This is a genomic window from Acidovorax sp. HMWF018, assembly GCF_003061035.1.
Lineage (GTDB): Bacteria > Pseudomonadota > Gammaproteobacteria > Burkholderiales > Burkholderiaceae_C > Acidovorax > Acidovorax delafieldii.
The window spans coordinates 13,166-36,671 of record NZ_QAIM01000246.1 but is presented as its reverse complement, the minus strand read 5'-3'; the positions used below and the strand labels follow the sequence as shown (position 1 = coordinate 36,671).

Genomic DNA, 23,506 nt, shown 5'->3' with positions numbered 1-23,506 from the left:
GCAATAGCCGGTGGCTGCGCGCCCAGGAACGCCACATGCCGCAAGTACCACTTGCCCGGCGTGGGGTTGTTAGGGGCCTGGGGCGGGTAGAAGGAAGCGCTGCGCTTTGGAAAGCGCTTTGCCGCGACCATCTCAGCGAACTGCGGCTCTACGTTGTGGGGGGTGATGGCCAGCACGCCGTCGGCGTTGCGGGCAACAGCCTTGACCCAACCGTAGGCCGGGAGGTTGTCTTTGGGATGGCCCACTGTGAGCGGGGCCTCGCGCAGGGCGGGGTTGTAGCTGGCGGCCATGCCGTCCACGTCGGCATCGCTGAAGTTGTGGGCTACGCCCTGATCGTCGATGTGGCGACCAGGTCGAAAGATCTCGATGCCGTCAGGTAGCGTGACGGCTTTCGTAGGGACTGTGGGTAGCTTCTTGGAAGGCATGGACCGCACTGTCGTGCGGTAGAGCGTGGGGCGCTAAATCGAGCACTCCACAGATTTGCAGAAAGAAAAAGCCCCGCGCGCGCGAGGCGGGCGGGGCCTGGGGAGAAGCCTGGGCTGAAGCTCAGTCTAGCTGCAGCTGCCCTTGGCGCAGCGCCAGTTGCTGCTTGCGCCACTCTGACTCGATTTGCCTCACCCGGGACTCGGTCAGCCCAGTGGTATCAGCCACCTGGCGGTAGCCTTGCCCCTGCTTGAGCAGGTCTATAACGCGACGTGCTCGTGCGCTGCTCATCACCTCTGCACCGACCGGGATGTAGGGCTGGGTGCCGCCGAGGTCCTGTGCGATACCCAAAGTCAATGCAATCGCCAGACTTGCAAGGGATGACGCATCTACCGACTCCGCGCCGGGGGCGGATATCAGCGTGACATACTGGCTGGTGGCCAGCTCGCTCCACGTGTCAGGCCAACCTGGGGGGATCAATGCCTCCAGCGGCTGAACCTGGGCAGCCGTCATCCCTGCGATGTCCATCCGCTCGAACATTTCAACCATGGTGTTCTCCTCTGTGTTGCCAGGACTTCAGCGCCTCGATCAAGGTATCCAGCTGGGCATCATTGGCGAAGGTCAGAGCGGTCACATGCACGGTGCGCTCCACCCATGCATTCAGCGCCTTCCCAGTGGTGTCTCGCACCACGCCATCCCGACCCAGCTGATTCCACAGCGCCCACACCTTGCGCTCCTTGGGGGTGGCTTCAGCCTTGGCCTGGGCAAAGGAGCGCGAGGGTGCGCGGCGTCGCGTTGGCTTGAGCATGCCCAACCGCTCTCCGAGGCCCTGCAGGTGATCACGCACCTGCTGGCGCTCGCGGTCCGTCATGTCCTTGGTGCTGGCCTTTTGCGTCAGGCTGAGCAACAGCGCACGGTAATCGCCATCGTCCAACCGCAACTTGGACTTGAGCACATGGATGGCGGCGATGTGGTTTGACATGCCGATCAACCCAGCAACAAGGGGCCAAGCCACCAGTTCCACAGACCGAGAAGGCTGCAGGCCAGGAATACCCATTGCTGGACATGCAAGGGCCACTGGCGCTGCCAGGCGCTTACGGTGAGCCAGCCCAGGTTGCTGATCAAGAACGCACCGAAGCCCCAGCCTGGATAGGCGGGCATGGCAAGCAGTAGAGCACCCAGCATGCCGAAGAAGGCGGCAAGGCTGGAGAGGAGAAAAGCAACGGCATTCATGGTTTTTGATCCTGCGGCGTTTGAGGGCCTAGGCGCCTGTTTGGCGCCAATGCCCCGGAGATTTGTTTTGGGACGATTTGGGACGGGGTTCTGCCCGTTTCTGCTGCCTTCACGGGGGGCCAAAGAACCGGTGTTGTCGGACACCGGAAACCGGGTATCGCCGCGCCATCCCCTTGCGGGGAGGAGGTCTCGTGGTGATGGAAAGGGACACCAGCACGGTGGCACTCGATACCTGCGGCAGTTGCGGCCCTGTGGAAAGACCGTGGCACACACCGCTTGCCACACCGGCCTACGCGCCCCAAGGCGGCCGGTTGCGCGTGTGGTTCTATGCGGTCAGGAGTGGCTGTGCCGCGCGCCCCTGCACACCCTGATTCAGCTCGACCTGGCGCCCAGCCGCACGGCCCTGGTGCCAGTCGTTGTGAGTGACGTTCTTGCCCCTGACCCGACTTTTGATGTTTGCGGCTTCCAGGCCCGAGTGGTTTTGCTCCATGTAGCGGGCGATCAGGGCCGCATCCCGCGCGTTGCCAGCGAACTGATCAAGCTTGTCGCTGACACCAGCGATCCAGCCTTCGGCGTACAAGTCGCCGCGCGCCACTTTGGTCTTGGCTTTGCAGTTCTTACTCTGCAGACCGATGTAGCGGCGGCGATCCTTCGCGCACTGGCGTACAAGCACGTCGAAGGCATAGCCCGCCACCTCTGGCGCAGGCCCCACGCCCACGAAAACGTAGGTGCGTTGACGGCGCATCTTTCGGCCACTACCTAGCTGGAGGCGCTGCATCGTGAAGGTTTCGCAACCGAAAGCCTGTGCCACCATGAAAGCAAGGGATGCTTCCCAGCGCACCATGGGCACGTTCTGCGCTTGTTGGCGTACCTCCGCCACGTCGGCAAGCGTCACGTCTTCCTCTGACAAGCCGAACTGCGCCATGAGCTTCTGCGCCTGGCGCATTGCCGCTGCGGCCTCATGCGCCTCCGGGCTGGCCGCGAGCGCCAAGCACTTCTTGATCTTGTCGAGCGCTTCGTCGCGGGTCATACAGCTGCCACATCCAGGCTGATGGGGGCATAGTCACCCGTTGCATCTATACGCTTGTAAAAGCGCACGTATGGCTTGGTGCTGGCGGTCTGGATACTGTCCGCGATGGCCTGCATGGCGCTTTGCCACTTGGTGTCGCGGATGTCCAGGCGGCGCAGACCCAGCACACGGCCAGTGTTGATCTTGCCTTCCTTGTCGGTCTGGAAGGCGTGGTTCACCAGTGCCTTGATGTTGTCGTTGGCGCCCTGCGCCCATTCATGCACACATTCATCGATCAGGGCTTTGGCGGCCATGAGCTGCTCGCCAAACACCAGCTTGTCCTGCATCTGGCGCACCAGCTTGTACTTACCGTCATAGCTCACCAGCGTGACGTTGCCTTTTTCGCCTCCGGCCTTCACACCGTACTGCTCCATGCTGGTGGAGACCAGCGCAGCCACTTCTTGCATTGCGAGGACCTTGAAAGCGGCCAAGCCGTCGCGGCTCTTTTCCGCCATGGTGCAAAGGTCCGTCACCACCTGGTGGCGCAGCTTGTCGATGTCCTTGACTTTGGACTCCGGGATAAGGTTGCCGTTGGCGTCTTGCCAGTACCCGGCTGGGATGGTCGTTTCGGTTGCCATGTGAGCTCCTGTAGTGGTTTGTCGGGGTGATCAGCAGCGGTAGCCCACGCTTGGGCAACCCTTGAAGTCCATGGCGCCAGGGCGCAGTGCGGAACTGCGGGGCGGTACGTAGATGCCAGTCATGACATTGACGCGACGGGGGGCGGCTACGGGCAGCGCGGTCTCGGCCTGGTGAGCAGGCTCATGCGCGGCGGTGTGCACCCCGATGGCCCGTGCGCTGCTGCGCACAAACCATGCCTTGTCGCCATCACTGTTCCAGCTGAAATCGAGCCAGCCGAGTGCGACCAAGTTGCCCAGGCGTTTGAGCAGCGCGGTGCGGCTCACGTCCGGGAAGTGGGGGCGCAGCGCGACGGCCGTGCTGGCGCCGTGCGCCTTCAGGTGGACGATGACTGCTGCGCTTTCAATGCTGAGGGTGGATTTGCGTGTCATGGCGTTGTGCCTCTCTTGCTTTCGATGACGGCGCGCATGGCGCGGACGGTGGGGGACATGCCAGCGGGTGCCGGTGCGGCAGGCGCTGGCCGAGGTGCGGCGGTGGGTGCCGGTGCCTGCACCAGGTCGGCCACGCTGGCGGGGCCGTTGACGGTGGCGGCGCGAGGGCCGGCACGCAGCTCTTGCTCGCGCTGCTGCTCGGCTTGGCCTTCGTGCTTGTCGGCCATGCCAGCCAGGATGGCGTACAGGTAGCCGTGGCCCTTCATGGGCAACTCCAGGCGCTGCACATCGCGAGCGGCCAGCATCTGGTCAATGGCCATGGCCCAAGCCGATAGCGGCGCAGCCCAGTCGCGGCCCTTGTACGTGATGGCCTGGCGCTCCAGGTCGGGCAGCAGCTGCAGGATCAACTTGATCTTCTTGGCGGCGGTCAGCCGCTGCTTGTGCGGCGTGAACAAGCCCACGTACTGCAGCACCCGGGCGCCGAGGGGAATGCTGACTTCAGCCAGGCGGGCCATCGCGCGCTGATCGCCCTCATGGGAAAACAGCACGGCCAGGTCCAGCTCGGTACCGCAGACGGGGCAGGACAGATCAGCGCTCACAGCGGCCAGCCTTTCGCTTGCAGGACACGAGCAACGAACCCGATCAGCCCCGACACAGCCAGGCATGCGGCGACGTCGAGAACCAGACGCTGCCAACCAGCAAGCCGCTTGCTGCGGCGCGGACCGCTATCTATGGCGCCAGGGGCGAAGTAGTAGCCACCGGGCGGCAACGTCTCGGTGTCGTGCTGGCACGGTTCAGTGGTTCGCTTCATGCTCCAGCCCTCCTGATGAACAGGGCGGCAACGCTGCGCGCTTCAGGGAAGTCCGCCAGGGTCTGCACGATGGCTTCGATGCCATCGACAAAGATGCCGGTGTACCGGCCCCTGGAGCCGTCTGCCATGGTGATCTTGATGCGGTAAATGGCCATGGCTCAGCAGCTCCCGATAACTTGGGCATCAACCAGGGGCCAGCCAGCGAGGGTGGCGGCGTTCATTGCGCGGCAGACCAGGTTGTTGACCACTAGGGGATAGCACTCGCTGCGGGCATCCGTGGGCTTGGCACCGCGAGGGATGTGCACCAGTCGGGCGCGGATGGCGTCGGCTGCGTCGGGGGCGAACACCTCCTCATATTTGAGGTCGAACCGGGCGAACTTGTGGCGTAGATAGCCCTCCAACTCGCCGTCCAACGGCTGCAGCTCCACCACCTCGCAGCGCTGAGCGACTTCCCGCACGTCTGCGTTCTGGCTGCCCAGTCGGTCGCGCAGCTCGGGCTGGCCGATCAGGGCCACGCCGATCAGGCGCTGCATGCCGTCCTTGAGCTCAATGAAGCGCTTGAGGTGCTTGAGCGTGGCGCTTGGCAGGCAGTGCGCCTCTTCAATCACCAGCAGGTGGCGACGGCCCGCACGGCGGCTGGCCTTGAGCAGGTCGTGCACTTGGCGGAAGCGTGCCTCGGGGCTGCTCTTGACCTTGAGCTGAGGGTCGAGCGCAGCGGCGATGGCCTCGGCGATGTGGCTGGACTTGAGTGTCTTGCCCTTTTGATCGCTGGCTTCCATGGCCAGCACATAGGGGCGGATGATCACGATGTCGCGCTTTTCGGCCTTGATGCGCTCTTCCAGGTCTTCCGCAAGCGTGGTCTTGCCCGCGCCGCTCTCACCGACCACGGCCACAAAGCCGTGATGCTGGGCGCAGTCGTTGAGCGTTGCGCGCACGTAGCGCACGCTGGCCGTCTGGTATACGTCGTCAGGGCTCTGGACATCGTCCTGGAAAGGGTTTTTGGGCAGGTTGAAGTGCTGGCGGGCTTCAAGGTTCAGTGCGGCGTTTTGCAGTAGCATGGTTTCCTCCTCGGGGGTTTCGGTTGGTTTCGGGACTTCAGGGGCGGCCCCGTCGAGGTACGAACTCGCCGGGGCCAACTTCTTTGCGGGCGTGAAAAGCGTCAGCAGTTGGGCAGGGGTAGCGCCGTGCTTGCGCAGGCACTGCTCCAGGGATTTGCGGACCGTGGTTTCCCCACGGGCGGGCCACACACCGTGCACCACCAGACGGCTCAACGCTGAGCGGCTCAGCCCGCTGTCACGCCGCACCTGTGCCTGGCTGATTCCCAGGGCGTCGAATACAAGGGCCAGGCTCATGCCGCACCTCCAGCCACCACGCGCAGGCCGCTGCGCACGGTGAGGCGGGCTTGGAGGTCTTGCAGTTCGTCCTCGGGCACCCCTTCTGGATACCAGGCGCGCACCTGGGCGCTGGTCTCGCGGGTCATCGTTACGCCCATCCGCACCAGCTCGGCAGCGGCCTCAAAGGGGCTGAGTACGCGGGCCGGGGCCTTCTGCGTGGATACAGTGGTCTGCAGGTCGGTGCCACGACGGGGCAGGAAGGTGCGCTCGGGCGCCTGATCGATGACCTTGCCGGGGTCGATGCGACCACCGAAGGGCACGGCCTTGGCCTTGCGCTTGGCTTCGACTTCGGCGTCCGATTTGGCGTCGTAGGCGAAGCGATCGACCTCCTTGCGGTTGGCTTCGAGCTGGGTGTCCGCGGGCCGCTTCCAGTCTTCACCGATGACATTGGCGTCTGTGCGGAACCCGGCGTCGTCGCGCACCACCAGCGGGATGCTGTGCAGGATTTCGTTGCCCTCGGCATCGGTATCTACCACCATGGCGGCGTCCAGCACCCAAGGGTTGAGCGTGATGTGCAGTTTCTCGCCCACCATCACGTTCGGCACACCGCGCACATCGAATTCGCGGCCCTTGTAGGAAACGGTCAGGAAGTCGGTGACCTTGCGGGTCTCGGGCGACTCGGTAAGCAGGGCCTGGCAGATTTCGACAGGGGGCGCCACACGCAGCTGATCGGCTGTGATCGTCATCCAGGCGTCGTAGCGCGCCTTGCCGTGGCGGCTGTGCACCTTGGTGGCGTTGAACCACCGAGACCAGCGCTGGGCTTGAGCGTTGAGTTCTGGCAGGTTGCGCACAGGGCGCAAGCGCAAGCCGCTTTCAAAGCTGCGTTCGATCAGGTCGCGGGTCTTCTCGACCTGGCCGGTGGCGCGGGCATTGCCAGGGGCGTGGGCAATGGTCTTGACCTGCAGCCGCCGCGCCAGGTTGGCGAACAGGCCGCTGGTATTGGCGCTGCCCATGTCCATCATCAGCACAAAGGGCACGCCGTGGAACGGATCGCCCTCCCGCTTCTGGATGGCGTTGATGAAGCAGTCGGCCAGGTTGGTGCCGCTCTCGGCGCCCATCACGTACTGCAAGTAGATCGCCGAGCTGTTGTGGTCGGTGATTTCATAGGACCAGACCCGGTCAGCTTCAATGCGCTTGAGGTTGGCGGGCTTGTTCTTGTAGAACTTGTCCCGCTCCATCACCTGCAGGCCGCTCTCGGCTTCGGTGCGGGCGTTCAGGTAGTAAAGAACACACAGGCTGGCATCGACCTGCCAGACGTGGTTTGGGTGCAGGCTCTTGAGCTCGACAGCAGGTGTGGGCCGGTTGAGCTGGTCGGGGTGCAGGTTGTAGTGGCGCAGCGCACGGGCTATGGCGCTGTCGCTGAGGGGGACCAGCTCGCCAGTGGCGGGGTCGGTACGATCAGCACGCACTTCGCCGTTGGCGCGCATCACTTCCACGGCCTGGCCGATGGACATCAGGCGTTTGTTGGACTTGCGGTGGCTGGTCATGAGCGCGGCGCTGATGGCCACGGCTTCATCGCGGGTCAGCGACACATCGCCTGCATCGCTGCGCTTTTTGCGTTCTGGCTTCACGGTGATCTTTCCAAGATGGCGATGCAAGGTGGCGGTGCTCATTCCCAGCTCGGCGCAGGCCGCCTCGTAGATGGCCTGCTTGCCGCCGCGTGGAGCCGCCTGTGCGGCCTGGAGCACTTGCGCCAGACGGCCGACGATCACGGGGTTGAGCGACATGGGTTGGTGGTCTCCGCGCGCTTACTTGGCCCACTGAGCCACTTCGCCTGCCAGTGCTATGTCTGCGGCGTTAGAGACATCGGGCAGGTTGAACTCCTCGCGCAACGTTGCCAGCTCGGCGGCGACCTGGCCGACCAGACCGGCCATGAAAACGGCCTGCTGCCCGCGTTCGTCGCCGTGGTTGTTCAGGGCAATCAGCGCAGCCCGCAGCCCGCCGCGCACTGCACCCAGCGCGTCGTTCATGTGGGCGGTGGCTTCGCGCTGCAAATCGGCCAGGGCGTCATCTGGCGGGATGGTGGCGATCCGCTTGAGCTGGGCGCGCAGCTTGTCGTTGGCGGTGTTCTTGTCAGATAGCACCTTGTCAACCGCCGCCTTTTCTGCGCGGGCCTCGCGGACGGCAGCGCGCAACTCCTTGACGGACATGGTGGCCACGTCGTCCAGAGACAGTTCGCCGGTTTGACCGGTCAGCTCCAGCTCTCCAATCTGCTCATCGTCCAGGACGAGCATTTCAAACAGCTTGGACTGGCCGCCAGCGGCCTTCAAAAGCGTCGACGTCGACGCAATTGAGAACTTGGCAGCCGACTGCATGAATCGCTGTGCTACGCGCGATTCGATGCCCAGCACATCCAGGCGGGCCATAAACTGACCGTGTTCGCAGGCCGCTTTCAATACCGTCAGGCCGCGCCCCACCTCCAGGCAGGCCTCTACGCTACGACGCATGTTGGCGGCAATGTCGCGCTGGATCAGGTCGGGGTCAGTGGCGTCGGCGGGCAGCTGGTAGCCCATCTGCTGAGCTATCGCGCGGACGCGGGTTTCGGTCTCGCGGGTGATCAGGGCCAGTTGGTTTGCGGCGCTCATGTCTTGAGCAATCACGGCGTCCAAAATGACGGGCTCTTTGGATGCCGGGGCGGGTGTCTGTGTGCGGGCCATGAAGTGCTTTGCGGGTTGGAGTTACAGGGGGACGGAATACCGGGCGCTCACGTCGTCGAGCTGACGTTTGGCGGCGTTGAGGTTGGTGGCTACGGTGGTGGCTATGCGCACGAACTGCACCCCCAGGCGCCAGCGATTAGTGCCCGCCACCTGCTCGACGTAGCCAGTGGTGGCCAGGGCGGGCAGGTTTACGCTGACCCAGCTGGGCGACACGCTGAGACCCTTGGCAATCTCACCGGGGGTGAGGCCAAGCACTTCGTGCCCAGCCAGCAAGCGGAAAAGGTCGCAGGTCTTGCGAATGGGGCCTGCGAGGGCGTAGGTCTTTTCAGACATTTCAAAACTCCAGTTCAGGCGTGGCGTACTGCGCCACGTTGTGGTGGTGTGCAGCGACCTGCTGCAGGTGGCTGCGCAGGGCGTCCAGGGTTGCGGCAGGGTCGGCTTTGCCGTCTGCCTGGTAGAAGTCGGTGAGCAGCTGCAGCGCTTGGGCAAAGCCGGTGTTCAGCTCCACCAGTTCGGCTGGCTGCGCCTTGCGTCCGTTGGGTATGTCCACGAGGAGCTTGTCGTCGGTGGCTGCCATCCATCGGGCAACCAGGTTGATGCCGCAGGCGTGCTCGTAAGCGGGCACCAGCACTAGGGGCATCCGCCCATTGGCAATCCACTTGTAGAGCGCCCAGTGGTCTTCCAGTCCCATGCGCTCGGCGATGCGCTCCACACTCAGGTTGTGACGCTCCAAGGCAAAGTCTTTGCAGCCCTTGAGCGCGTCACGCAGGGTGGCTGGTTGCCAGCGTTTCCAATTGCGTCGGGTCATTGGAAGCCCCCCAAATTCGCGGATGCGTGTCCGTCCAAACAAATGGTCTGCGTGGTGCTGGTGCGCACTACCTGGCAGTGAGAAAGTTCATCCATCAACCGAACGGAGGACGGGATGGACACAGTAGATTTCGAAGAGTTGGCAGGCCGCCTGGAAGGCGTGAGCCGGGCCGTGTTACACATCGCTGCGGCGCTGGAGATCAAGGGCCTCATTGATGGCCCCCAGTTGTCTGAGGCGTGGCGATCAGCGTTGCCACTGCCGGGCTTTGAAGTGGCAGCCCGCACGCTGCAGGAACTGGCGCTTGCGCTGGACGGCGCACGTAGCCAGCGCCAACCACTGGGCGCGTGATGTCGAAGCCAAAAAGGTCTCGGCGATTTGTTACATTGGGTGTAGAACGCACCACTTTGGACCTCACGCAGCAGCAAGCTGACGGGCACCAACGGCACGGGAGATCTCGCCCTCTTTGAGTCCGAGCGCTACCGCGATGTTGTGAGAGTCGCCGCGCAGGCACTTGAGGCGCGGGTTGGCTTCGTTGTCTGCCAAGATGGCAATGGCCATGTTGGGGCTGTAGCCGTTTTGCTTGGCCCAGCCCGAGATGGACCAGCCTTTGCTGGCGAACTCCTCGCGGACTTCTGCGCGGGTTTTGACCATGGTGAGTGGCGTCCTATTTGTTGTGCAGCAATTGGCGTTGCTGCATTTGTTTGTGCGTTGTTGTGCGAATTATGGAGCCAATTGTTTCCATTTGGCAATCTGTTTATGGAAATATTTATTTCCATCGGTGAGCGTCTGAGGGAAGAGCGCGAAGCGATGGGTAAGACACAAAGCGACTTCGCAGGGATTGCCGCCGCTGCAGGCGTGCCTGGCGCGACGCGGCAGTCCCAGGCGAAGTACGAAAAGGGGCTTGCTTCGCCCAGTGCGGCGTATCTATCGGCAGTCGCGCTTCAAGGCGTTGACGTCCGCTACGTTCTTACTGGTGAGAGGGAAGTCCCGCAGGAGCTGGTGCTCAACGCCGAAGAGAAAACGCTATTGAGCTACTTCCGGTCGGCATCTACGGAGATTCGTAGAGCTGCGCTCGGTGCGTTGACTGCGGGCGCTTCGACGCAGTTCGAAGGCTCGCAGCAAATCTTTCACAAGGCGCCCAAAGGCGACATTGCGGGGCGAGACATCGTGAAAGGTGGGGGCAAGCGGTGAGTGCTCGTGATCAGGTGTTCACCGGAACAGTGACCGGCGATGTGGCGGGGCGCGACGTTGTCAACAACATCCATGTCGTGCACGCTCGCCCCGAGTCGGAACTGCAGGCGCTTTTCCTCAAGCACACGGGCATCGATTGCCGACGCGAAGCTCGCGAGCAATTTGAGTTGCTCATGTTGGAACACGGGTTTACCGGGAAGGAGTTGTCCCGCGCTTGGCGCTTCGGCTCCCTTGTGTGGTCTGAGCCAGAGAGGCGGCTAAAGCCCAGCGCGCGAAAAACGGATATGGCCGTCGGATGGAGCGGCACAGTGCTGATGACCAGCGTCTTGATCTTCGCGTTGGTCGATACCATGAACAGGGTGCCAGGACCGTTCCTGAAGCCGATCACGCTTTTGGTCACCTGTGCCGTTTATCTGTGCGTCACGAGGGCGCTGCTACTCACAACCCTCTTCCCCCAGGCGACAGCTATGCGGGTAGAGAGGATTCTTTCTGGAGACAACGCATGTTGAGATTGATTGCCCTGTCTGTTGGCGTGTTGGCTTTGACGGGGCCAGCTTGGGCGGTGAACAAATGCACCGGGCCTGACGGTAAGACGGTTTTTCAAGATGCCCCCTGTACAGGCAAAGGGGAGAAGATCGAAGTGCGTCCAGCAAGCGGCAATGTCTCCCAGCCTGCCGCGCCTGTAGCTACCCCAGTGGCACCAGCACCGGTACAGCCAGCTGCGCCTCCGATTCAACCAACACTTACGGCTCCAGCGCCCTCGAAATCTGCGCTGGAAATGCAGGCGGATCAATGCCTAGCCTGGTACAAGCCACTGCTGCGCGATCCGGCAAACGCCTACTACACAGAGCCCAAGTTTGAGGACAAGCGGGTGTTGCGGATGACGCTCCATGCCACCAATGGGTTGGGTGGCTTCGTGACCAGGCAGGCTGCTTGTGAGTTCGATAACGGCAAGTTCAGCGTCGATTGGACAAAGATTCAAGCGAAGCGGCTTGAGTGGGGTGTGAACTGACGGTTTGCAGCCCAGCATCAATGCGCCCTATCCCCGACGACGAAAACCACCAGAGAGGAAGTAAGAATGGCAAAGATGGTCACCGTAAATCTTTTTGACGTTGACTGGACACCCCAGACTTGTCAGAAGCTCAGCGATACCTTGGACGAGTTCGACAAGCTGGCTTTGGATCAACGGTGGCGTGGTGATATTCGTTTGGAACAGGTTGTGAAGATACCTGCCGGGCTGTATCCAAACATGCCAGCGGTCTACCACTTGGACTTTGTCAAAAAACGCGAGGTGGGACCAGGAAAACTCGGGAACGCGGTGCCGGTCTCTGGAATTCAGATGCGAGTAGATGAAGACTTTGGAGAGGAGACTGCAGCGCTCTACGTACCATCCAAAAAGTGGCTTCTGATTCTGCACAACCACTCCGGTATCGGCCCCACCCGAATGGCAGAGTACTTCAACGCCGTTGATCCAGGCAGCGCAAGAAATTTCGCATACTCAGTGAACCCAAAGCTTGATCCAACAGTCGTGGCACGACTAGGCGGCTTGAAGAACATCACTTCAGTTGAAATCACGGCCACTGTCGATGCACTGGAAGCATCGCAGAGTACTGTTGGCACAGCCCTTGCACTCGCAACAAAGCCTGCTCACGCTCAGCGTGTTTCCATCACATTGGGTGCCAACACCGGCAAAAAAAAGCTGAACTTTCTTAGCAGCCAGTCGGTCAAGTCCATGATCAACAAGCTGCGTGCTCAAGATGACGATGTGTCGGTACTGAGAGTCAAAGGTGAAGATCCAACGACTGGAAAAAAGGACCAGGTCATCAATCTGCTCGAACACAAAATTAAGCGTCGATTCGGGGCCAACGAACTCAAAGTTGTTGATCACCGTTACACGATCAATTCGCGCTGGGATATGCTAGACAGGGCACTCTTAGGCTGGATTTGAATCTTTTCATTATGTCTTTGCGCCTGAAAATTGAGCAATGGGGGCCGCTGCTTTCAGCGGCAGGCGGCGCTGGGGCATGGTGGTACGCGGGGTTGGACATTCCAAATGCCTACTCGAAAGAACTACTTGGAGCCTTGTTGTCTGCCGCAGCAATCTGTGCTGGTTTCCTGACAACCGCCCTTTCAATCCTCCTCCCAATTGGGAGCACCCAAACAGGCCGACAGCTGCATGATGGTGGCCATATGCCCGGGGTCCATAGATATCTACGTTCGGCAATTTTGGGTTGCTTAGCGCTGGCCGGAGCCTGTGTGCTCCTATTCTTCTTTCTGCCAAGTGATGGGACCGCAGTATCACAGCCATGGTCTACGCTGCTTGTCGCGAGCACGATTTACGCTGCTTTCGCAGTCGCTCGTGTTGCAGAGGTCTTGCTCAATCTCTTTGAGCGGATGAGTCAGCCTGAAAACAAAAACGGTTGAACTCGGCACCTGTGGCTTGGCCTTGCAACGCTTGATGATGAGATGTTGCAAGCATTGGCAGTAACAATGGCGCGCTCCATTTAGTGTCGCCCTAGCGTGCACGGCATCCTGCCGTGCATGACGCTCAAAGACCACATCCCTATCTGGTTGCGTGCCCCGCGCAGCAGCCTTTTCGTCGTACTCGCGGCGCTGCTCTTGGCGGTGATCGCAGTGGTGTCGCCGGTGCAGTTGCCGGTGGTGCTCTACAAGGCAGCGCTCATTGCGCTGGCCGCCGTGATCGGCTACTGGCTCGACCGCGCGCTGTTCCCCTACGCACGGCCTGATTCCTTCCTCTGGCGCGACTGGCGCAAGGGCACCGAAGAGCCCGAGGGTGATGTGGACTACCCCATCGCCAAACCCGAGTACCTGGCCGCCTATTGCGTGGCGCAGCTGCGGCGGGCCATTGTGGTGGGCTGCGTGGTGCTGGGCGTGGCGGCGGGGCTGTGATGCGCTGGCATTCCCGAGTCCCCGCACTGGCCTGGCTGGCGGTTGTGGCCATCGCCATTGCAGTGAGCTGCGCCTACGCCCAGGTGCCCCAGGCCGCACTACAGCACCGCGCGCTGCTGGTACGCACCGCACATGCGTCCTGGGGTATGGATGCCCCGGTGGCTGTGTTTGCCGCGCAGGTCCACCAGGAAAGCGCTTGGCGCGCTGATGCCGTTTCCCACGTGGGGGCGCAGGGTTTGGCCCAGTTCATGCCCGCGACCACCAAGTGGATTGCTGGGTTGCACCCTGACCTGGCGTCGCAGCAGCCCTTCAACCCGGCGTGGTCCTTCCGCGCCCTGGTCACCTATGACCGCTGGCTGTACGACCGTGCACCAGTTCGCTACTCCCCGCACGACCGCATGTGGGTCGCTTTGCGCTCTTACAACGGCGGGCTCGGCCATTGGCAACAGGAGGCCGCTAGTACCGGGCTGGCCCAGCCTTCGCGAGCCCAGGTCGATGCGGCTTGCGGCAAAGCCCGCCGCGCAGCCGTGCATTGCAAAGAAAACCTGGGCTACCCCCACCGCATTCTGGTGGTGATCCAGCCACGCTACCTGCAGTGGGGGCCTGGTCTATGAGCGCACGCTTGATTGCCTGGGGCCTGGCTGTTTGCGCCCTCATCGTCGGCGCCAAGGCCTTGCAGTCCCACCTGGTCAACAAGGGGGACGCGCAGGGCGCAGCCCGAGTGCAACACGCTTGGGACGCCCAGGAGAACGCCCGCAACGCGGCCACTGCCCGCGACAACGCCACCAAATTTCGCAATGCCGAAAGGACTGCCCATGAAGACGCCCAACGCGAGGCCTCGCGCCGCGCTCGTGATGTTGCTGCCGCTGCTGCTGTGCGCAGCCTGCGCGCCGAAGTTGCCCGCCTCAACAGCCGCCCCGATCCCTACCCAACAGGTGATGCCGGACTTGCCGCCTGCGCTGGCGAAGCCCGTGCCGCACGAGAGCTACTCGGAGAAAGCAGCGGCGCATATCAAGAGCTGGCAGCAGAGGCTGACGGACTCCGCGACCAGGTGACCGGGCTGCAGAGCTTTGCTCGCAACGTGTGCGGGGCAGGCAAGACAGGGGGCGCCGTTGATTGACGACATCGACCGTGCCCAGGCGCGTGAGGCAGAGATTCTGGATGACGCCCTGCGTGACCACAGCCGCCGCTCTGGCCTGGTCGGGAAAACGCCCGCTGACTCGGCCGAACTCTGCCAGGCGCGAGGCTGCGGAGAGGTGATTTCCGAGAAGCGGCGCCAGGCTGTGCCTGGCGTGCAGTTGTGTGTGACGTGCCAGGCGCGTCAGGAAAAGAAAAAGGGGGCGCGATGACGCTGCAAGTGGATTTTTGGCAATTGCTGGGCTTCGGTCTCACGCTGCTTTCAGGGTTTGCCGGGCTCATCTTCACAGCGGGTCGATTGATCGCCGCCCAGTTCGAATCGCGCATCAATGAGCGCTTTGATGTGCTGCAGAAGGCTCGCGAGGCCGAGGTCGCAGGGATCACCAACCTGGAGCGCGAGTTCATGCACTTCAAGGCCGATCTGCCGCTGCACTACGTTCGCCGCGAGGACTACGTGCGCGGCCAATCCATCGTTGAAGCCAAGCTGGATGGCCTCGCCACCAAGATCGACAACGCGCAGCTACGCGCATCCATGAACGAGCGAGGGAGCCTATGAGCACCGGAATCGACAACGTCCGTATCCGCCGCGAAAACCTGCGGTGGCTGATCATCCTGACGCTCAACAATGCGCGCCCCATCGGCGCGTTTGAAGGCCCGATTCTGAGCGTGGCCCAGTCTGAATACCCCGATGCGACGCCGCTGGAGCTGCGCCGCGAGCTGGACTACCTGGGTGACCGCGAGCTGGTGAAACTGGACAAGCAGCCCTCGGGCCGCTGGTTTGCTGATCTGACACGCATTGGTGTGGACCTCGCCGAGTACACCATCCCCTGCGAGCCTGGTATCGCACGCCCTGTGAAGTATTGGTGAGCCATGGGCCGCAAAAGCAGCATCGACCGGCTGGACCCGGAGATCAAGACGTACATCCAAGCCATGCTCGCGTCAGGAGGTGTGACGCTGGATGAGCTGATCGCCGACCTGCGAGAGAAGTTTCCAGCAGCAGCTCAGGCCGCAGAGCTTCCCAGTCGCTCTGCCGTTGGCCGCTACGGGCAAAAGCTGGAGCGCCGTCTGTTGGCGATCCGTGCCAGCACCGAGGCCGCGAAGCTGATCCAGGCCCACGCGGGGGACGATAAGGACGCGCGCAGCGAGGCCCTGACTGCCATGGTGCAGACCGAGCTTTTCGAGGCCATCCTGGCGCTGCAGGAGGCCGACGAGGTTGGAGAGGACGGCGATAAGGCCGACCCTGGTGAGAGGGTGGCCCTGCTCAGCAAGGCGGCCAAGAACATCGCCACGCTGACCAGGTCGAGCATCAACCTAAAGGAGTTCCAGGCCAAGGTGGAGGAAGCCACGCGCAAGAAGCTGCTGGAGGAACAGCGCGCCAAGTTGGAAGCGATGCCCAACAAGGGCGGCGTGACGGCCGATACCAAGGCCGCCATCCGTGAGGCACTAGGGATCGTCTGATGGATAAGCTCAAGGGCCGCGCCAAGTGCATTCCTTTGGATCGCCATGCGATCTTTTTGCCGTTTCAGAGCGCGTGGATCAAGGACGAGTCTCGCCTCAAGTTGATGGAGAAGTCGCGGCAGATTGGCATCAGCTGGTCTACCGCCTACGGGGCGGACGAGCGTGCCGCTGCGCAGGGCGCCCGATTTGACGAGTGGGTGAGCAGTCGTGATGACATTCAGGCCCGGCTGTTCATTGAGGACTGCAAGCTCTGGGCCGGGATCATGGGCATGGCTGCCAAAGACCTTGGCGAGGTGGTGCTCGACCAAGAAAAAAAGCTCAGCGCCTATGTGCTTCAGTTCGCCAGCGGGCGGCGCATCCACAGCATGAGCAGCAACCCCGATGCCCAGGCGGGCAAGCGGGGCAGTCGCGTCCTGGATGAGTTCGCCCTGCATCGCGACCAGCGCAAGATGTGGGCCATCGCCTATCCCGGTATCACCTGGGGCGGCAACATGGAGTTGGTCAGCACACATCGCGGGTCCCACAGCTTCTTCAATCAGCTCGTGCGTGAAGCTCGGCACGGGGGCAACCCCAAGAAGATCAGCCTGCACAGGGTCACCTTGCAGGACGCTCTGGAACAGGGTTTTCTCTTCAAGCTCCAGCAGGCCCTGCCAGCGGATGCAGAGCAGCAGGCGATGGACGAGGCCGAGTACTTCGACTTTGTGAAATCGGGCGCTGCCGATGAGGAGTCGTTCGACCAGGAATACATGTGCATCCCGGCCGACGACGATGCCAAGTTTCTCGAGTACGGCCTGATCACGGCGTGCGAATACTCGGGCGGCACTGATTGGAAGCGAGGACTGGAGGGGCCTTTCCACGGCCGCCTGTATGCGGGCGTGGATATCGGCCGCAAGAAGGATTTGACCGTGCTGTGGGTGGTTGAGCAGCTTGGCGATGTGTTTTACACGCGCCACGTCGAGGTGATGGAGAAGATGCGCAAGAGCGCACAGGAAGCCATCTTGTGGCCCTGGTTCGAGATCTGCGACCGCGTGTGCATTGACTCGACCGGCCTTGGCATTGGCTGGGCCGACGACGCGCAAGACAAGTTTGGGCCGCATCGTGTGGAAGGCGTGAACTTCTCCGGCCCGGTGAAGGAAGCCCTCGCCTATCCGTTGCGCGGCGCCATGGAAGACCGCACGGTCCGCATCCCCGAAGACCCCAAGATCCGCGCAGACCTGCGCAAGGTGCAGAAGACCACCACCGCAGCAGGAAACATCCGCTTTGTTGCTGATGGCGACGACAGCACCAAGGTGAACGGCCACGCCGACCGCTTCTGGGCGCTGGCGCTTGCACTGCATGCGGGCTCCAGCCCATCCGCCCCTATCGAATATGAAAGCGGCGGTCCGCGTGACAGCAGCCAGCCGCTGGGAGATTTCATCCATGGTTAAAACCGCGCGGACTGACCGCTCCACCACAGCAGCCGCACAGGCCCGGCCCGAATTGGACTCTGAATTTGCCAACCGATTGCGGGACCCTTTCGAGCAGCACTACATGGGGGTGCTGCGCACCAACGACCCACTGCTGCTGGAACGCGGAAATGCAGGCGTGGAGCTGTACCGCGACCTGCGCCGGGATGGCAAGGTGTTCTCGGGTCTGCAAAAGCGCCAGCTTGCCCTGGTGGGCAGGGCCTGGCAGGTGGAGCCGCGCTCTAAGGACAGCGCCAAGGGGACGCAGGACGCGGAGACGCTGACCGCCATCCTTAAGGGCATTGCATTTGACCGCATGTGCGGCGAACTGCTGGAGGCGTTGCTGGCGGGCTTTGCTGTATCCGAGATCGTCTGGACCATTCGTGATGGGATGGTGGTGCCTGCACGCGTTATCAAGCGGGCACAGCGGCGGTTTGTCTACGTTCAGGACGATGACAACAGCCCTGCACGCCTGCACCTGCTGACGCGCGAGAACATGCTCAAAGGCATTCCGGTACCGGATCGCAAGTTCATCGTGCACCGCGTGAACCCCGAGGACGACAACCCCTATGGCACGGGCCTGGGGCTGCAGCTTTTCTGGCCAGTGTTCTTTAAGCGCAAGGGTATCGTGGCCTGGAACAAGCTGTGTGATCGCTTTGGCTCGCCCACACCCCACGGCAAGTATCCGCGTAACGCGGGACCGAAGGAAAAGGGCACGCTGGCAGACGCGCTACGCGCCATGTCCAACGACGGCTACTTGATGACGCCCGAGGGCATGGAGATTGCGCTTCTGGAGAGCAAGCTGTCCGGGAATGTCACCACGCAGCAGCAGCTGTGCGAATACATGGACGACTGGATCAGCGAGGTGCTGACCGGCCAGGAGCCTGCGCGCTCTGGCGGCGGCGCCTTGGCTGCAGCCAGCAAGGAGCGCAAGGATGTACGCCAAGACCTGACTCAAGCCGACAGCGATCTGCTCTCGGAAACCATCAACGAAACGCTGGTGGCCTGGATCTGTGAGTACAACGGGTTGGAGTCTTGCCATGTGTACCGCAACATCAAGGAGGAAGAGGACACCAAGACTCAGGCAGAGGGTGACAAGCTCATCCACGACATGGGTTTTGAGCTGGACGAAAACACCGTCCGGGCCAAGTATGGTGAAGGATGGTCGAAGAAAGCGGCGCCTCCGTCACCGCCGCCCGCACCATCACTACCGACGCCAGAGCCTGCAGGGGGGGCTGGCAGTCCCAAGGCGCCTACGGCCGCCAGTTTCGCGGAGCCCGGCCAACCGCAGCCGGGTGATGCACTTGACGAGCTGGTAGATGGTGCGCTGCAAGACTGGCAACCGCTGATGGCCCCCGTGGCACAGAAGCTGCAGGCGCTGCTGGACGAAGCTGTTTTGCGGGGCGAGACCGCCGAGCAACTGCTACAGCGCTTGCCTGGCTTGCTTGCTCAGCTCGATGCCGATGCCATTGCTGACTCTCTGACACGTGCCACTTTCGCGGCGCGCGCTGGGGCGATTGCGGGCGTGGAGAACGCCTGACCATGGCCTCTGCTGCGCAAGAGTTCGCCGATCTGCAGAAGCTGCCGCCTGCCGAAGCCATTGCCTATCTGCAGCGGCGTAGCCCGCTCACAAAGACCTTTGCCTGGCAGGATCTCTGGGAGGACGAGCACGCGCAGCAGTTCACAGTGAGCCGCTTGGCTCGGCTTGATCTACTCCAGGACATACGCGACCTGATCAGTCGGTCAGTGGGGGGCGACCTGTCGCGTCGGGACTTCATGCGCAACGCTGAGGAGATATTGGCCAAGGCAGGTTGGTGGGGCGAAAAAACCGTGGTGGACCCGCTTACCAAGCGCGAAGTGGTGACCATTTTTGATCCGGCCCGGCTCAAGCTGATCTATGACACTAACACCCGCATGGCGTACGCGGCGGGCCAGTGGGAGCGGATCGAGCGCAACCAGAAGACGCACCCGTTCCTGCGCTACATCACGAAGCGCGATGAGCGCGTGCGCGCCTCGCACCGGGCTTGGAACGGGGTGACCTTGCCGGTGGACGATCCGTTTTGGCTGACCCACCTACCACCGAATGGGTGGCGCTGCCGCTGCCGTGTTGTCGCCGTCAGTCAGCGGGAATATGACCAGGGCACCAGTCCCACAGGCGAGCCCATGATCAAAGTGGCGCCCGAAGTGCCGATGCGCGAGTGGCTGGACAAGCGCACGGGCGAGATCAAGCTGGTGCCGATAGGGATTGACCCGGGCTTTGGCTACAACGTGGGGATGGCGAGTGCTCGGGCGGCCTCCCTGGAAGAGGTCGTGGCTGACCGGTTGACCAAGGCTGCACCCGACCTGGCACGGACTGCGCGAGACAAGGGTATGGCGCAGTGGCACACACCAGCGCAGGCCACGGATGCCGTCGAGTTTGTAAAGCGGTCGGCTGCGACGCCTCAGGCCAAGCAGCCGCTTCAGGTGCTGGGCACAGTCTCATCTATGGCGACGCAGCGAGCCCAGGCGCTGGGGGTGGACCTGACCGGGCGCATGGTGGCACTGGAACATGACGGCGTGTTGCACACGCTGAAGTCCCATGGAAAGCCAAGCGAGGCGCTGCGCGGACAGATCCCGGTGACCGCTGAGGATCTGGCGCGCTTTCGGGACCTGTTCAACCGTGCCCAGCTGGCAGTAGGTGCTCCACCCGTCGCAAAGGACGGCAGCAAGGTGCTAGAGGGGGAGGTGGTTCTGGGTGGCATCGTGTACCACTTGGCGGTCCGGGTTCGCCGCAAGCACATCGTGCCTTTCACGATGTTCAAGAGGCCGGTGCGGAAATGAAAAAGCCCACCTGCCAAATGCACCCGCTTGCGCGATCCTATGGCTTAAACGTCCGAAACGTTGGTGAGCACCGTCATGATAGCGCCACGCATCCGCCCCTGTCAAACCGAGGCTCCACATGATCAGACTCAGTGTCGAGGTCAGCTCGCAGGCCTTGCAGGACTATCTGGCACGTCTGCGGCAGGGCACGACAAATATGCGGCCGGTCATGGACAGCATCGGCATGGAGCTAGAGAGCCGAATAAGCGCCCGCTTCGAGACCGAGACCGATCCCACCGGTCACCCATGGGAAGTGTGGGCGCCTTGGACCCGCGAGAACTATCCCGAGGACGGCAATGGTCGCCTTCTTGACCGATACGGCGACATGCTTGCCAGTCTCACCCATTCGGCAGACGCTACCAGCGTGCGTGTGGGCTTCGGGGACCCAAAAGCGGCCTTCCATGAGTGGGGTACTTGGAAGATGCCCCGGCGCGGGATGTTGTTTGCCGACCCGGACACAGGCCAACTCGGCGCTCAGGACGAAGCTGCTGTGCTGGACATCTTGGGGATCTGGCTGGAAGACCTGATGCGATAGCGGAGCGTCCTACGCAATGCCCCCCGGGTCGCGCCATCAGTTCAACGAATGGCGGCAGCGTAGAGCTCAGGATTCTCGCGTTTGCGACGGGAGTGGGTTTCCACATCGGCACGAAGGCGGTCATGAACCTCTGCAAACGCTTTGTTTTGCGTCCTGATCCAATGGACTGGTGGATGAACAGGCGTTCCGAGCACTTCACACCAAACGCAGGTATGCAAACCTGTTCTCCAGCGCGCTTCTTCCAGGAGCGGGAGCCCCAGTGACCAGCGCACAAATATCCTGTCAATTTCGTCGAGCCATGCTGTGGTCCTCGACTCCAGAGGCGTTTCTACATCGGGATACTTGCTGTGGAAGCAGTAGCTCAGGTTTGTGATCAGCTCTAGCTGCCCCGGGTCGAGCGCCAGATGTGGAAATTGCTTCTCAGCGAGACGCAAGTGGGCCACCAAGTCATGTCCTGCAGCCACGTCGAGCACCTTGGGCGCCAACCCTTGTGGTCCAATAAATTTCGAATGGTCTGGGTGAGCGATGGTCAGATGCGCCTTCAGCAGCTTTTCTAAGGCCTGCTGAGCAAGCATGAAGCCTCCGGACAGGCCAGACAAGAACAGGCACCGTGAAGAGGAATAGTCTTCGGTAGCTTGAAAAAGCCACATTGTTGGACGCGAAGTTTTCTTTGTGGTCTTCATATTGGCGTATCGAATTGGTGATGCCTCGGCTCCAATTAGACTTTAGGTGGCGTCCAAGCACACTCTAGCTCCTGAACGGGGCGCGCGCATTATGGCGCGGCTTCTGAACGTCGATAGGCCGAACGGTCAAGAAGTGAGGCAGATACGGGCCGCGTCATCTTCCAGCCCATGTTTTCATGGGAAGAAATGGATTTGCGAAACTCTGTCCCACTGCATCCCTACTTGGCCCACGAAATCCCGATTTATCGCGCCGCCCACTCTTCCTTTATCTCACTCCCGTTCACTGTGCCATCAGTTCGGGCGTGCCGATCAGCGCATTCAGGCCGTCAAAGTCCATCATCCGGTCCTTGAAGGGCGCCGTGGTCTGGTGCGTGTGCAGGCTGGCGTAGTAGCCCTGCAGCGTGTGCGCCACCGCGCGGGCCGTGCCGCCGGGGAAGATCACGATGCGAAAGCCGCGCTGCTGCAGCTCGGCCGCGCTCTGGATCGGTGTCTTGCCGCCTTCGACCATGTTGGCCAGCAGCGGGATGCGGTGGGCAAAGCGCTGGCAGGCCGCGTCCATCTGCTCGGGGGTGCGCAGGGCTTCGATGAAAAGCGCATCCACACCACATTCCAGGTACGCCTCGGCGCGGTCGAAGGCGGCGTCGATGCCCTCCACGGCCAGCGCGTCGGTGCGGGCCAGGATCAGCGTGTGGGCGCTGCGGCGCGCGTCCAGCGCAGCGTGGAGCTTGCCGCACATCTCGCCCACCGGGACCACCGTCTTGCCGTCCAGGTGGCCGCAGCGCTTGGGAAATCCCTGGTCCTCGATCTGCACCATGGCGGCGCCCGCACGCTCAAAGCCGCGCACGGTGCGCTGGGTGTTGAGTGCGTTGCCAAAGCCGGTGTCGGCATCGACGATGACCGGCGTGGGTACGCGCTCGGTGATGCGTGCCAGGGTGTCTTCCACCTCGGTGTAGGTGGTCAGGCCCACGTCGGAGCGGCCCAGGCGGGTGTAGGCAATCGACGCGCCTGAGAGGTACAGCGCCTCGAAGCCCGCCTGCTCTGCCACCAGGGCGCTCAGGGCGTCGTACACGCCGGGGGCCAGGATGGCGCGGGGTTCGTGAAGGCGTTCTTTCAACGATGGGGGGGTCATGTCTTCACACTTTCTGACGGTTCAGCCCGGCCGCCGTGTTCGCAGCGATGTAGCCACCGGCCACGGCGCTGAGCAGGCCGTTGCCGGAGAGATAACCCCACACCGCATCGCCCGACACGCCACGGGCAGCGCCGCCTGCAGCCAACAGATTGGGAAAAGGCTGGCCGTCCTGCCTCAGCACACGGCACTGGGCGTCGATGTCCAGCCCACCCTGGGTATGGAACAGCGCACCGGTGACCTTGACCGCGCAGAACGGAGCCCGCAATGGGCGGGCAAACACACGTCGGTTGTGGTCGTTCTGGCCGCTAGTGCTAGTGGTACTTGCCAGAGTTGCTATCAATTTTGATTCTTCGCAGCCGATCAATGCCGCCAGCGCCTGCACGCTGTCACAGTGCTTCACAGCACCGGCTGCCTCAGCATCGACAAAGTCCGGAAAGCTGCGCGCCAGTGCGAGGATGGGCGCATCGAACACATTCCACGCCACGCCGCCCGGCTGCGCCAGCACATGCACCGAGGCTTCGGAGTAGCCCTGCGTTTCGTCGTGAAAGCGCTCGCCCAGCGCATTGATCTGGATGCCGCCTTCCATCATCAGCGCCCACGAGATCAGCGCGCCTTGCGGAATGGCCCAGGAGCCGTGGCCCTGGTAGCCGCCCAGGTCCGCCAGCCGTGCGCCCAGCGCCTGGCCCCAGGCGATGGCGCTACCGTCGTTGCCTGTGTGGCCGGCGAAGAGGGCGTCGCGCATCTCGGGCAGCAGCTC

34 protein-coding genes and 1 pseudogene are annotated in these 23,506 nt (G+C 62.5%); 16 read left to right on the top strand and 19 right to left on the bottom strand.

The window, feature by feature from the left end; all coding sequences use genetic code 11:
• From DBR23_RS09005 to DBR23_RS08940, 15 genes and pseudogenes are all read right to left on the bottom strand, one after another.
• A pseudogene (locus DBR23_RS09005) lies at positions 1 to 425 on the bottom strand (hypothetical protein); the annotation flags it as partial.
• A 121-nt stretch (positions 426 to 546) separates the two neighbouring features.
• On the bottom strand, positions 547 to 972 hold the full coding sequence (locus DBR23_RS09000; protein ID WP_108498021.1) for a Mor transcription activator family protein: 426 nt from the start codon (positions 970 to 972) through the stop codon (positions 547 to 549).
• Positions 965 to 1,405: a regulatory protein GemA gene (locus tag DBR23_RS08995; protein WP_108498026.1), complete on the bottom strand. Its 441-nt coding sequence runs from the start codon at positions 1,403 to 1,405 to the stop codon at positions 965 to 967. The genes DBR23_RS09000 and DBR23_RS08995 overlap by 8 nt, the downstream gene beginning before the upstream one ends.
• Before the next feature lie 5 nt (positions 1,406 to 1,410).
• Positions 1,411 to 1,656 (bottom strand): hypothetical protein, encoded by a 246-nt coding sequence (locus tag DBR23_RS08990; RefSeq protein ID WP_108498020.1) that lies wholly within the window; start codon positions 1,654 to 1,656, stop codon positions 1,411 to 1,413.
• A gap of 325 nt (positions 1,657 to 1,981) precedes the next feature.
• The gene (locus DBR23_RS08985) at positions 1,982 to 2,686 is read right to left on the bottom strand and encodes a DUF2786 domain-containing protein (protein ID WP_108498019.1); all 705 of its coding nucleotides are present in this window, start codon (positions 2,684 to 2,686) and stop codon (positions 1,982 to 1,984) included.
• On the bottom strand, positions 2,683 to 3,303 hold the full coding sequence (locus tag DBR23_RS08980; RefSeq protein WP_108498018.1) for a DUF3164 family protein: 621 nt from the start codon (positions 3,301 to 3,303) through the stop codon (positions 2,683 to 2,685). Before DBR23_RS08980 ends, DBR23_RS08985 begins: the two co-directional genes overlap by 4 nt.
• 30 nt (positions 3,304 to 3,333) lie before the next feature.
• The gene (locus tag DBR23_RS08975; RefSeq protein WP_108498017.1) at positions 3,334 to 3,732 is read right to left on the bottom strand and encodes a hypothetical protein; all 399 of its coding nucleotides are present in this window, start codon (positions 3,730 to 3,732) and stop codon (positions 3,334 to 3,336) included.
• The gene (locus DBR23_RS08970) at positions 3,729 to 4,331 is read right to left on the bottom strand and encodes a hypothetical protein (protein ID WP_108498016.1); all 603 of its coding nucleotides are present in this window, start codon (positions 4,329 to 4,331) and stop codon (positions 3,729 to 3,731) included. Before DBR23_RS08970 ends, DBR23_RS08975 begins: the two co-directional genes overlap by 4 nt.
• The gene (locus DBR23_RS08965) at positions 4,328 to 4,543 is read right to left on the bottom strand and encodes a hypothetical protein (protein WP_108498015.1); all 216 of its coding nucleotides are present in this window, start codon (positions 4,541 to 4,543) and stop codon (positions 4,328 to 4,330) included. The genes DBR23_RS08970 and DBR23_RS08965 overlap by 4 nt, the downstream gene beginning before the upstream one ends.
• Positions 4,540 to 4,698, bottom strand: a complete 159-nt coding sequence (locus DBR23_RS29600; RefSeq protein WP_158276442.1) for a hypothetical protein — start codon at positions 4,696 to 4,698, stop codon at positions 4,540 to 4,542. The genes DBR23_RS08965 and DBR23_RS29600 overlap by 4 nt, the downstream gene beginning before the upstream one ends.
• A 3-nt stretch (positions 4,699 to 4,701) precedes the next feature.
• Complete coding sequence (locus tag DBR23_RS08960) at positions 4,702 to 5,895, bottom strand: ExeA family protein (RefSeq protein WP_108498014.1); 1,194 nt, start codon at positions 5,893 to 5,895, stop codon at positions 4,702 to 4,704.
• Positions 5,892 to 7,664, bottom strand: coding sequence for a DDE-type integrase/transposase/recombinase (locus tag DBR23_RS08955; RefSeq protein WP_108498013.1), 1,773 nt, complete (start codon positions 7,662 to 7,664; stop codon positions 5,892 to 5,894). Before DBR23_RS08955 ends, DBR23_RS08960 begins: the two co-directional genes overlap by 4 nt.
• A gap of 21 nt (positions 7,665 to 7,685) precedes the next feature.
• Entirely contained in the window at positions 7,686 to 8,594 is a 909-nt protein-coding gene (locus DBR23_RS08950) for a hypothetical protein (RefSeq protein WP_108498012.1), read from the bottom strand.
• 21 nt (positions 8,595 to 8,615) lie between these two features.
• The gene (locus tag DBR23_RS08945) at positions 8,616 to 8,927 is read right to left on the bottom strand and encodes a transcriptional regulator (RefSeq protein WP_108498011.1); all 312 of its coding nucleotides are present in this window, start codon (positions 8,925 to 8,927) and stop codon (positions 8,616 to 8,618) included.
• Between the two features lies 1 nt (position 8,928).
• Complete coding sequence (locus DBR23_RS08940) at positions 8,929 to 9,402, bottom strand: hypothetical protein (protein WP_108498010.1); 474 nt, start codon at positions 9,400 to 9,402, stop codon at positions 8,929 to 8,931.
• A 114-nt stretch (positions 9,403 to 9,516) separates the two neighbouring features.
• Here DBR23_RS08940 and DBR23_RS08935 point away from each other — a divergent pair, with 114 nt between their 5' ends.
• Positions 9,517 to 9,750, top strand: coding sequence for a hypothetical protein (locus DBR23_RS08935; protein WP_108498009.1), 234 nt, complete (start codon positions 9,517 to 9,519; stop codon positions 9,748 to 9,750).
• A gap of 63 nt (positions 9,751 to 9,813) precedes the next feature.
• Here the strand turns inward: DBR23_RS08935 and DBR23_RS08930 are convergent, their stop codons facing one another.
• Positions 9,814 to 10,053, bottom strand: coding sequence for a DNA-binding protein (locus DBR23_RS08930; RefSeq protein WP_108498008.1), 240 nt, complete (start codon positions 10,051 to 10,053; stop codon positions 9,814 to 9,816).
• 81 nt (positions 10,054 to 10,134) lie between these two features.
• On the opposite strand from DBR23_RS08930, the gene DBR23_RS08925 reads away from it, so the two are divergent.
• The 15 genes from DBR23_RS08925 to DBR23_RS08855 all read left to right on the top strand — a co-directional run bounded on the left by DBR23_RS08925 (position 10,135) and on the right by DBR23_RS08855 (position 20,937).
• Positions 10,135 to 10,593 carry a helix-turn-helix domain-containing protein gene (locus DBR23_RS08925; protein WP_146191292.1) on the top strand — a complete coding sequence of 153 codons (459 nt, stop codon included), beginning with the start codon at positions 10,135 to 10,137 and terminating at the stop codon, positions 10,591 to 10,593.
• Positions 10,590 to 11,102 carry a hypothetical protein gene (locus DBR23_RS08920; protein WP_146191291.1) on the top strand — a complete coding sequence of 171 codons (513 nt, stop codon included), beginning with the start codon at positions 10,590 to 10,592 and terminating at the stop codon, positions 11,100 to 11,102. The genes DBR23_RS08925 and DBR23_RS08920 overlap by 4 nt, the downstream gene beginning before the upstream one ends.
• Positions 11,096 to 11,605 (top strand): DUF4124 domain-containing protein, encoded by a 510-nt coding sequence (locus DBR23_RS29930; protein WP_199227672.1) that lies wholly within the window; start codon positions 11,096 to 11,098, stop codon positions 11,603 to 11,605. Before DBR23_RS08920 ends, DBR23_RS29930 begins: the two co-directional genes overlap by 7 nt.
• Positions 11,606 to 11,671: 66 nt before the next feature.
• Positions 11,672 to 12,541 (top strand): DUF6731 family protein, encoded by an 870-nt coding sequence (locus DBR23_RS08910; protein ID WP_108498005.1) that lies wholly within the window; start codon positions 11,672 to 11,674, stop codon positions 12,539 to 12,541.
• Between the two features lie 593 nt (positions 12,542 to 13,134).
• Entirely contained in the window at positions 13,135 to 13,503 is a 369-nt protein-coding gene (locus DBR23_RS08905) for a putative holin (RefSeq protein ID WP_108498025.1), read from the top strand.
• Positions 13,503 to 14,117, top strand: a complete 615-nt coding sequence (locus DBR23_RS08900; protein WP_108498004.1) for a transglycosylase SLT domain-containing protein — start codon at positions 13,503 to 13,505, stop codon at positions 14,115 to 14,117. Before DBR23_RS08905 ends, DBR23_RS08900 begins: the two co-directional genes overlap by 1 nt.
• A complete protein-coding gene (locus DBR23_RS08895) occupies positions 14,114 to 14,623 on the top strand; it encodes a hypothetical protein (protein WP_108498003.1) in 510 nt (169 codons plus the stop codon). The genes DBR23_RS08900 and DBR23_RS08895 overlap by 4 nt, the downstream gene beginning before the upstream one ends.
• Positions 14,624 to 14,759: 136 nt before the next feature.
• Positions 14,760 to 14,852: a TraR/DksA C4-type zinc finger protein gene (locus DBR23_RS32120; protein ID WP_255581625.1), complete on the top strand. Its 93-nt coding sequence runs from the start codon at positions 14,760 to 14,762 to the stop codon at positions 14,850 to 14,852.
• Positions 14,849 to 15,196, top strand: a complete 348-nt coding sequence (locus DBR23_RS08885) for a hypothetical protein (protein ID WP_108498002.1) — start codon at positions 14,849 to 14,851, stop codon at positions 15,194 to 15,196. Before DBR23_RS32120 ends, DBR23_RS08885 begins: the two co-directional genes overlap by 4 nt.
• Positions 15,193 to 15,507 carry a hypothetical protein gene (locus tag DBR23_RS08880; RefSeq protein ID WP_108498001.1) on the top strand — a complete coding sequence of 105 codons (315 nt, stop codon included), beginning with the start codon at positions 15,193 to 15,195 and terminating at the stop codon, positions 15,505 to 15,507. The genes DBR23_RS08885 and DBR23_RS08880 overlap by 4 nt, the downstream gene beginning before the upstream one ends.
• A gap of 3 nt (positions 15,508 to 15,510) precedes the next feature.
• A complete protein-coding gene (locus DBR23_RS08875) occupies positions 15,511 to 16,098 on the top strand; it encodes a phage protein Gp27 family protein (RefSeq protein WP_108498000.1) in 588 nt (195 codons plus the stop codon).
• Positions 16,098 to 17,525 (top strand): terminase large subunit domain-containing protein, encoded by a 1,428-nt coding sequence (locus DBR23_RS08870; RefSeq protein WP_108497999.1) that lies wholly within the window; start codon positions 16,098 to 16,100, stop codon positions 17,523 to 17,525. Before DBR23_RS08875 ends, DBR23_RS08870 begins: the two co-directional genes overlap by 1 nt.
• Positions 17,518 to 19,083 carry a DUF935 domain-containing protein gene (locus DBR23_RS08865; RefSeq protein ID WP_108497998.1) on the top strand — a complete coding sequence of 522 codons (1,566 nt, stop codon included), beginning with the start codon at positions 17,518 to 17,520 and terminating at the stop codon, positions 19,081 to 19,083. The genes DBR23_RS08870 and DBR23_RS08865 overlap by 8 nt, the downstream gene beginning before the upstream one ends.
• 2 nt (positions 19,084 to 19,085) lie before the next feature.
• Positions 19,086 to 20,363, top strand: coding sequence for a phage minor head protein (locus DBR23_RS08860; RefSeq protein ID WP_108497997.1), 1,278 nt, complete (start codon positions 19,086 to 19,088; stop codon positions 20,361 to 20,363).
• A 118-nt stretch (positions 20,364 to 20,481) separates the two neighbouring features.
• Positions 20,482 to 20,937, top strand: a complete 456-nt coding sequence (locus DBR23_RS08855; RefSeq protein ID WP_108497996.1) for a phage virion morphogenesis protein — start codon at positions 20,482 to 20,484, stop codon at positions 20,935 to 20,937.
• Positions 20,938 to 20,978: 41 nt separating this feature from the next.
• On the opposite strand, the gene DBR23_RS29250 is transcribed toward DBR23_RS08855, so the two are convergent.
• From DBR23_RS29250 to DBR23_RS30420, 3 genes are all read right to left on the bottom strand, one after another.
• Positions 20,979 to 21,620: a hypothetical protein gene (locus DBR23_RS29250; RefSeq protein ID WP_146191290.1), complete on the bottom strand. Its 642-nt coding sequence runs from the start codon at positions 21,618 to 21,620 to the stop codon at positions 20,979 to 20,981.
• A gap of 280 nt (positions 21,621 to 21,900) precedes the next feature.
• Positions 21,901 to 22,749: an oxaloacetate decarboxylase gene (locus DBR23_RS08850; protein WP_108497995.1), complete on the bottom strand. Its 849-nt coding sequence runs from the start codon at positions 22,747 to 22,749 to the stop codon at positions 21,901 to 21,903.
• Between the two features lie 4 nt (positions 22,750 to 22,753).
• On the bottom strand, positions 22,754 to 23,506 hold a 753-nt coding region (locus DBR23_RS30420; RefSeq protein WP_233250352.1), incomplete at its 5' end, for an FAD-binding protein.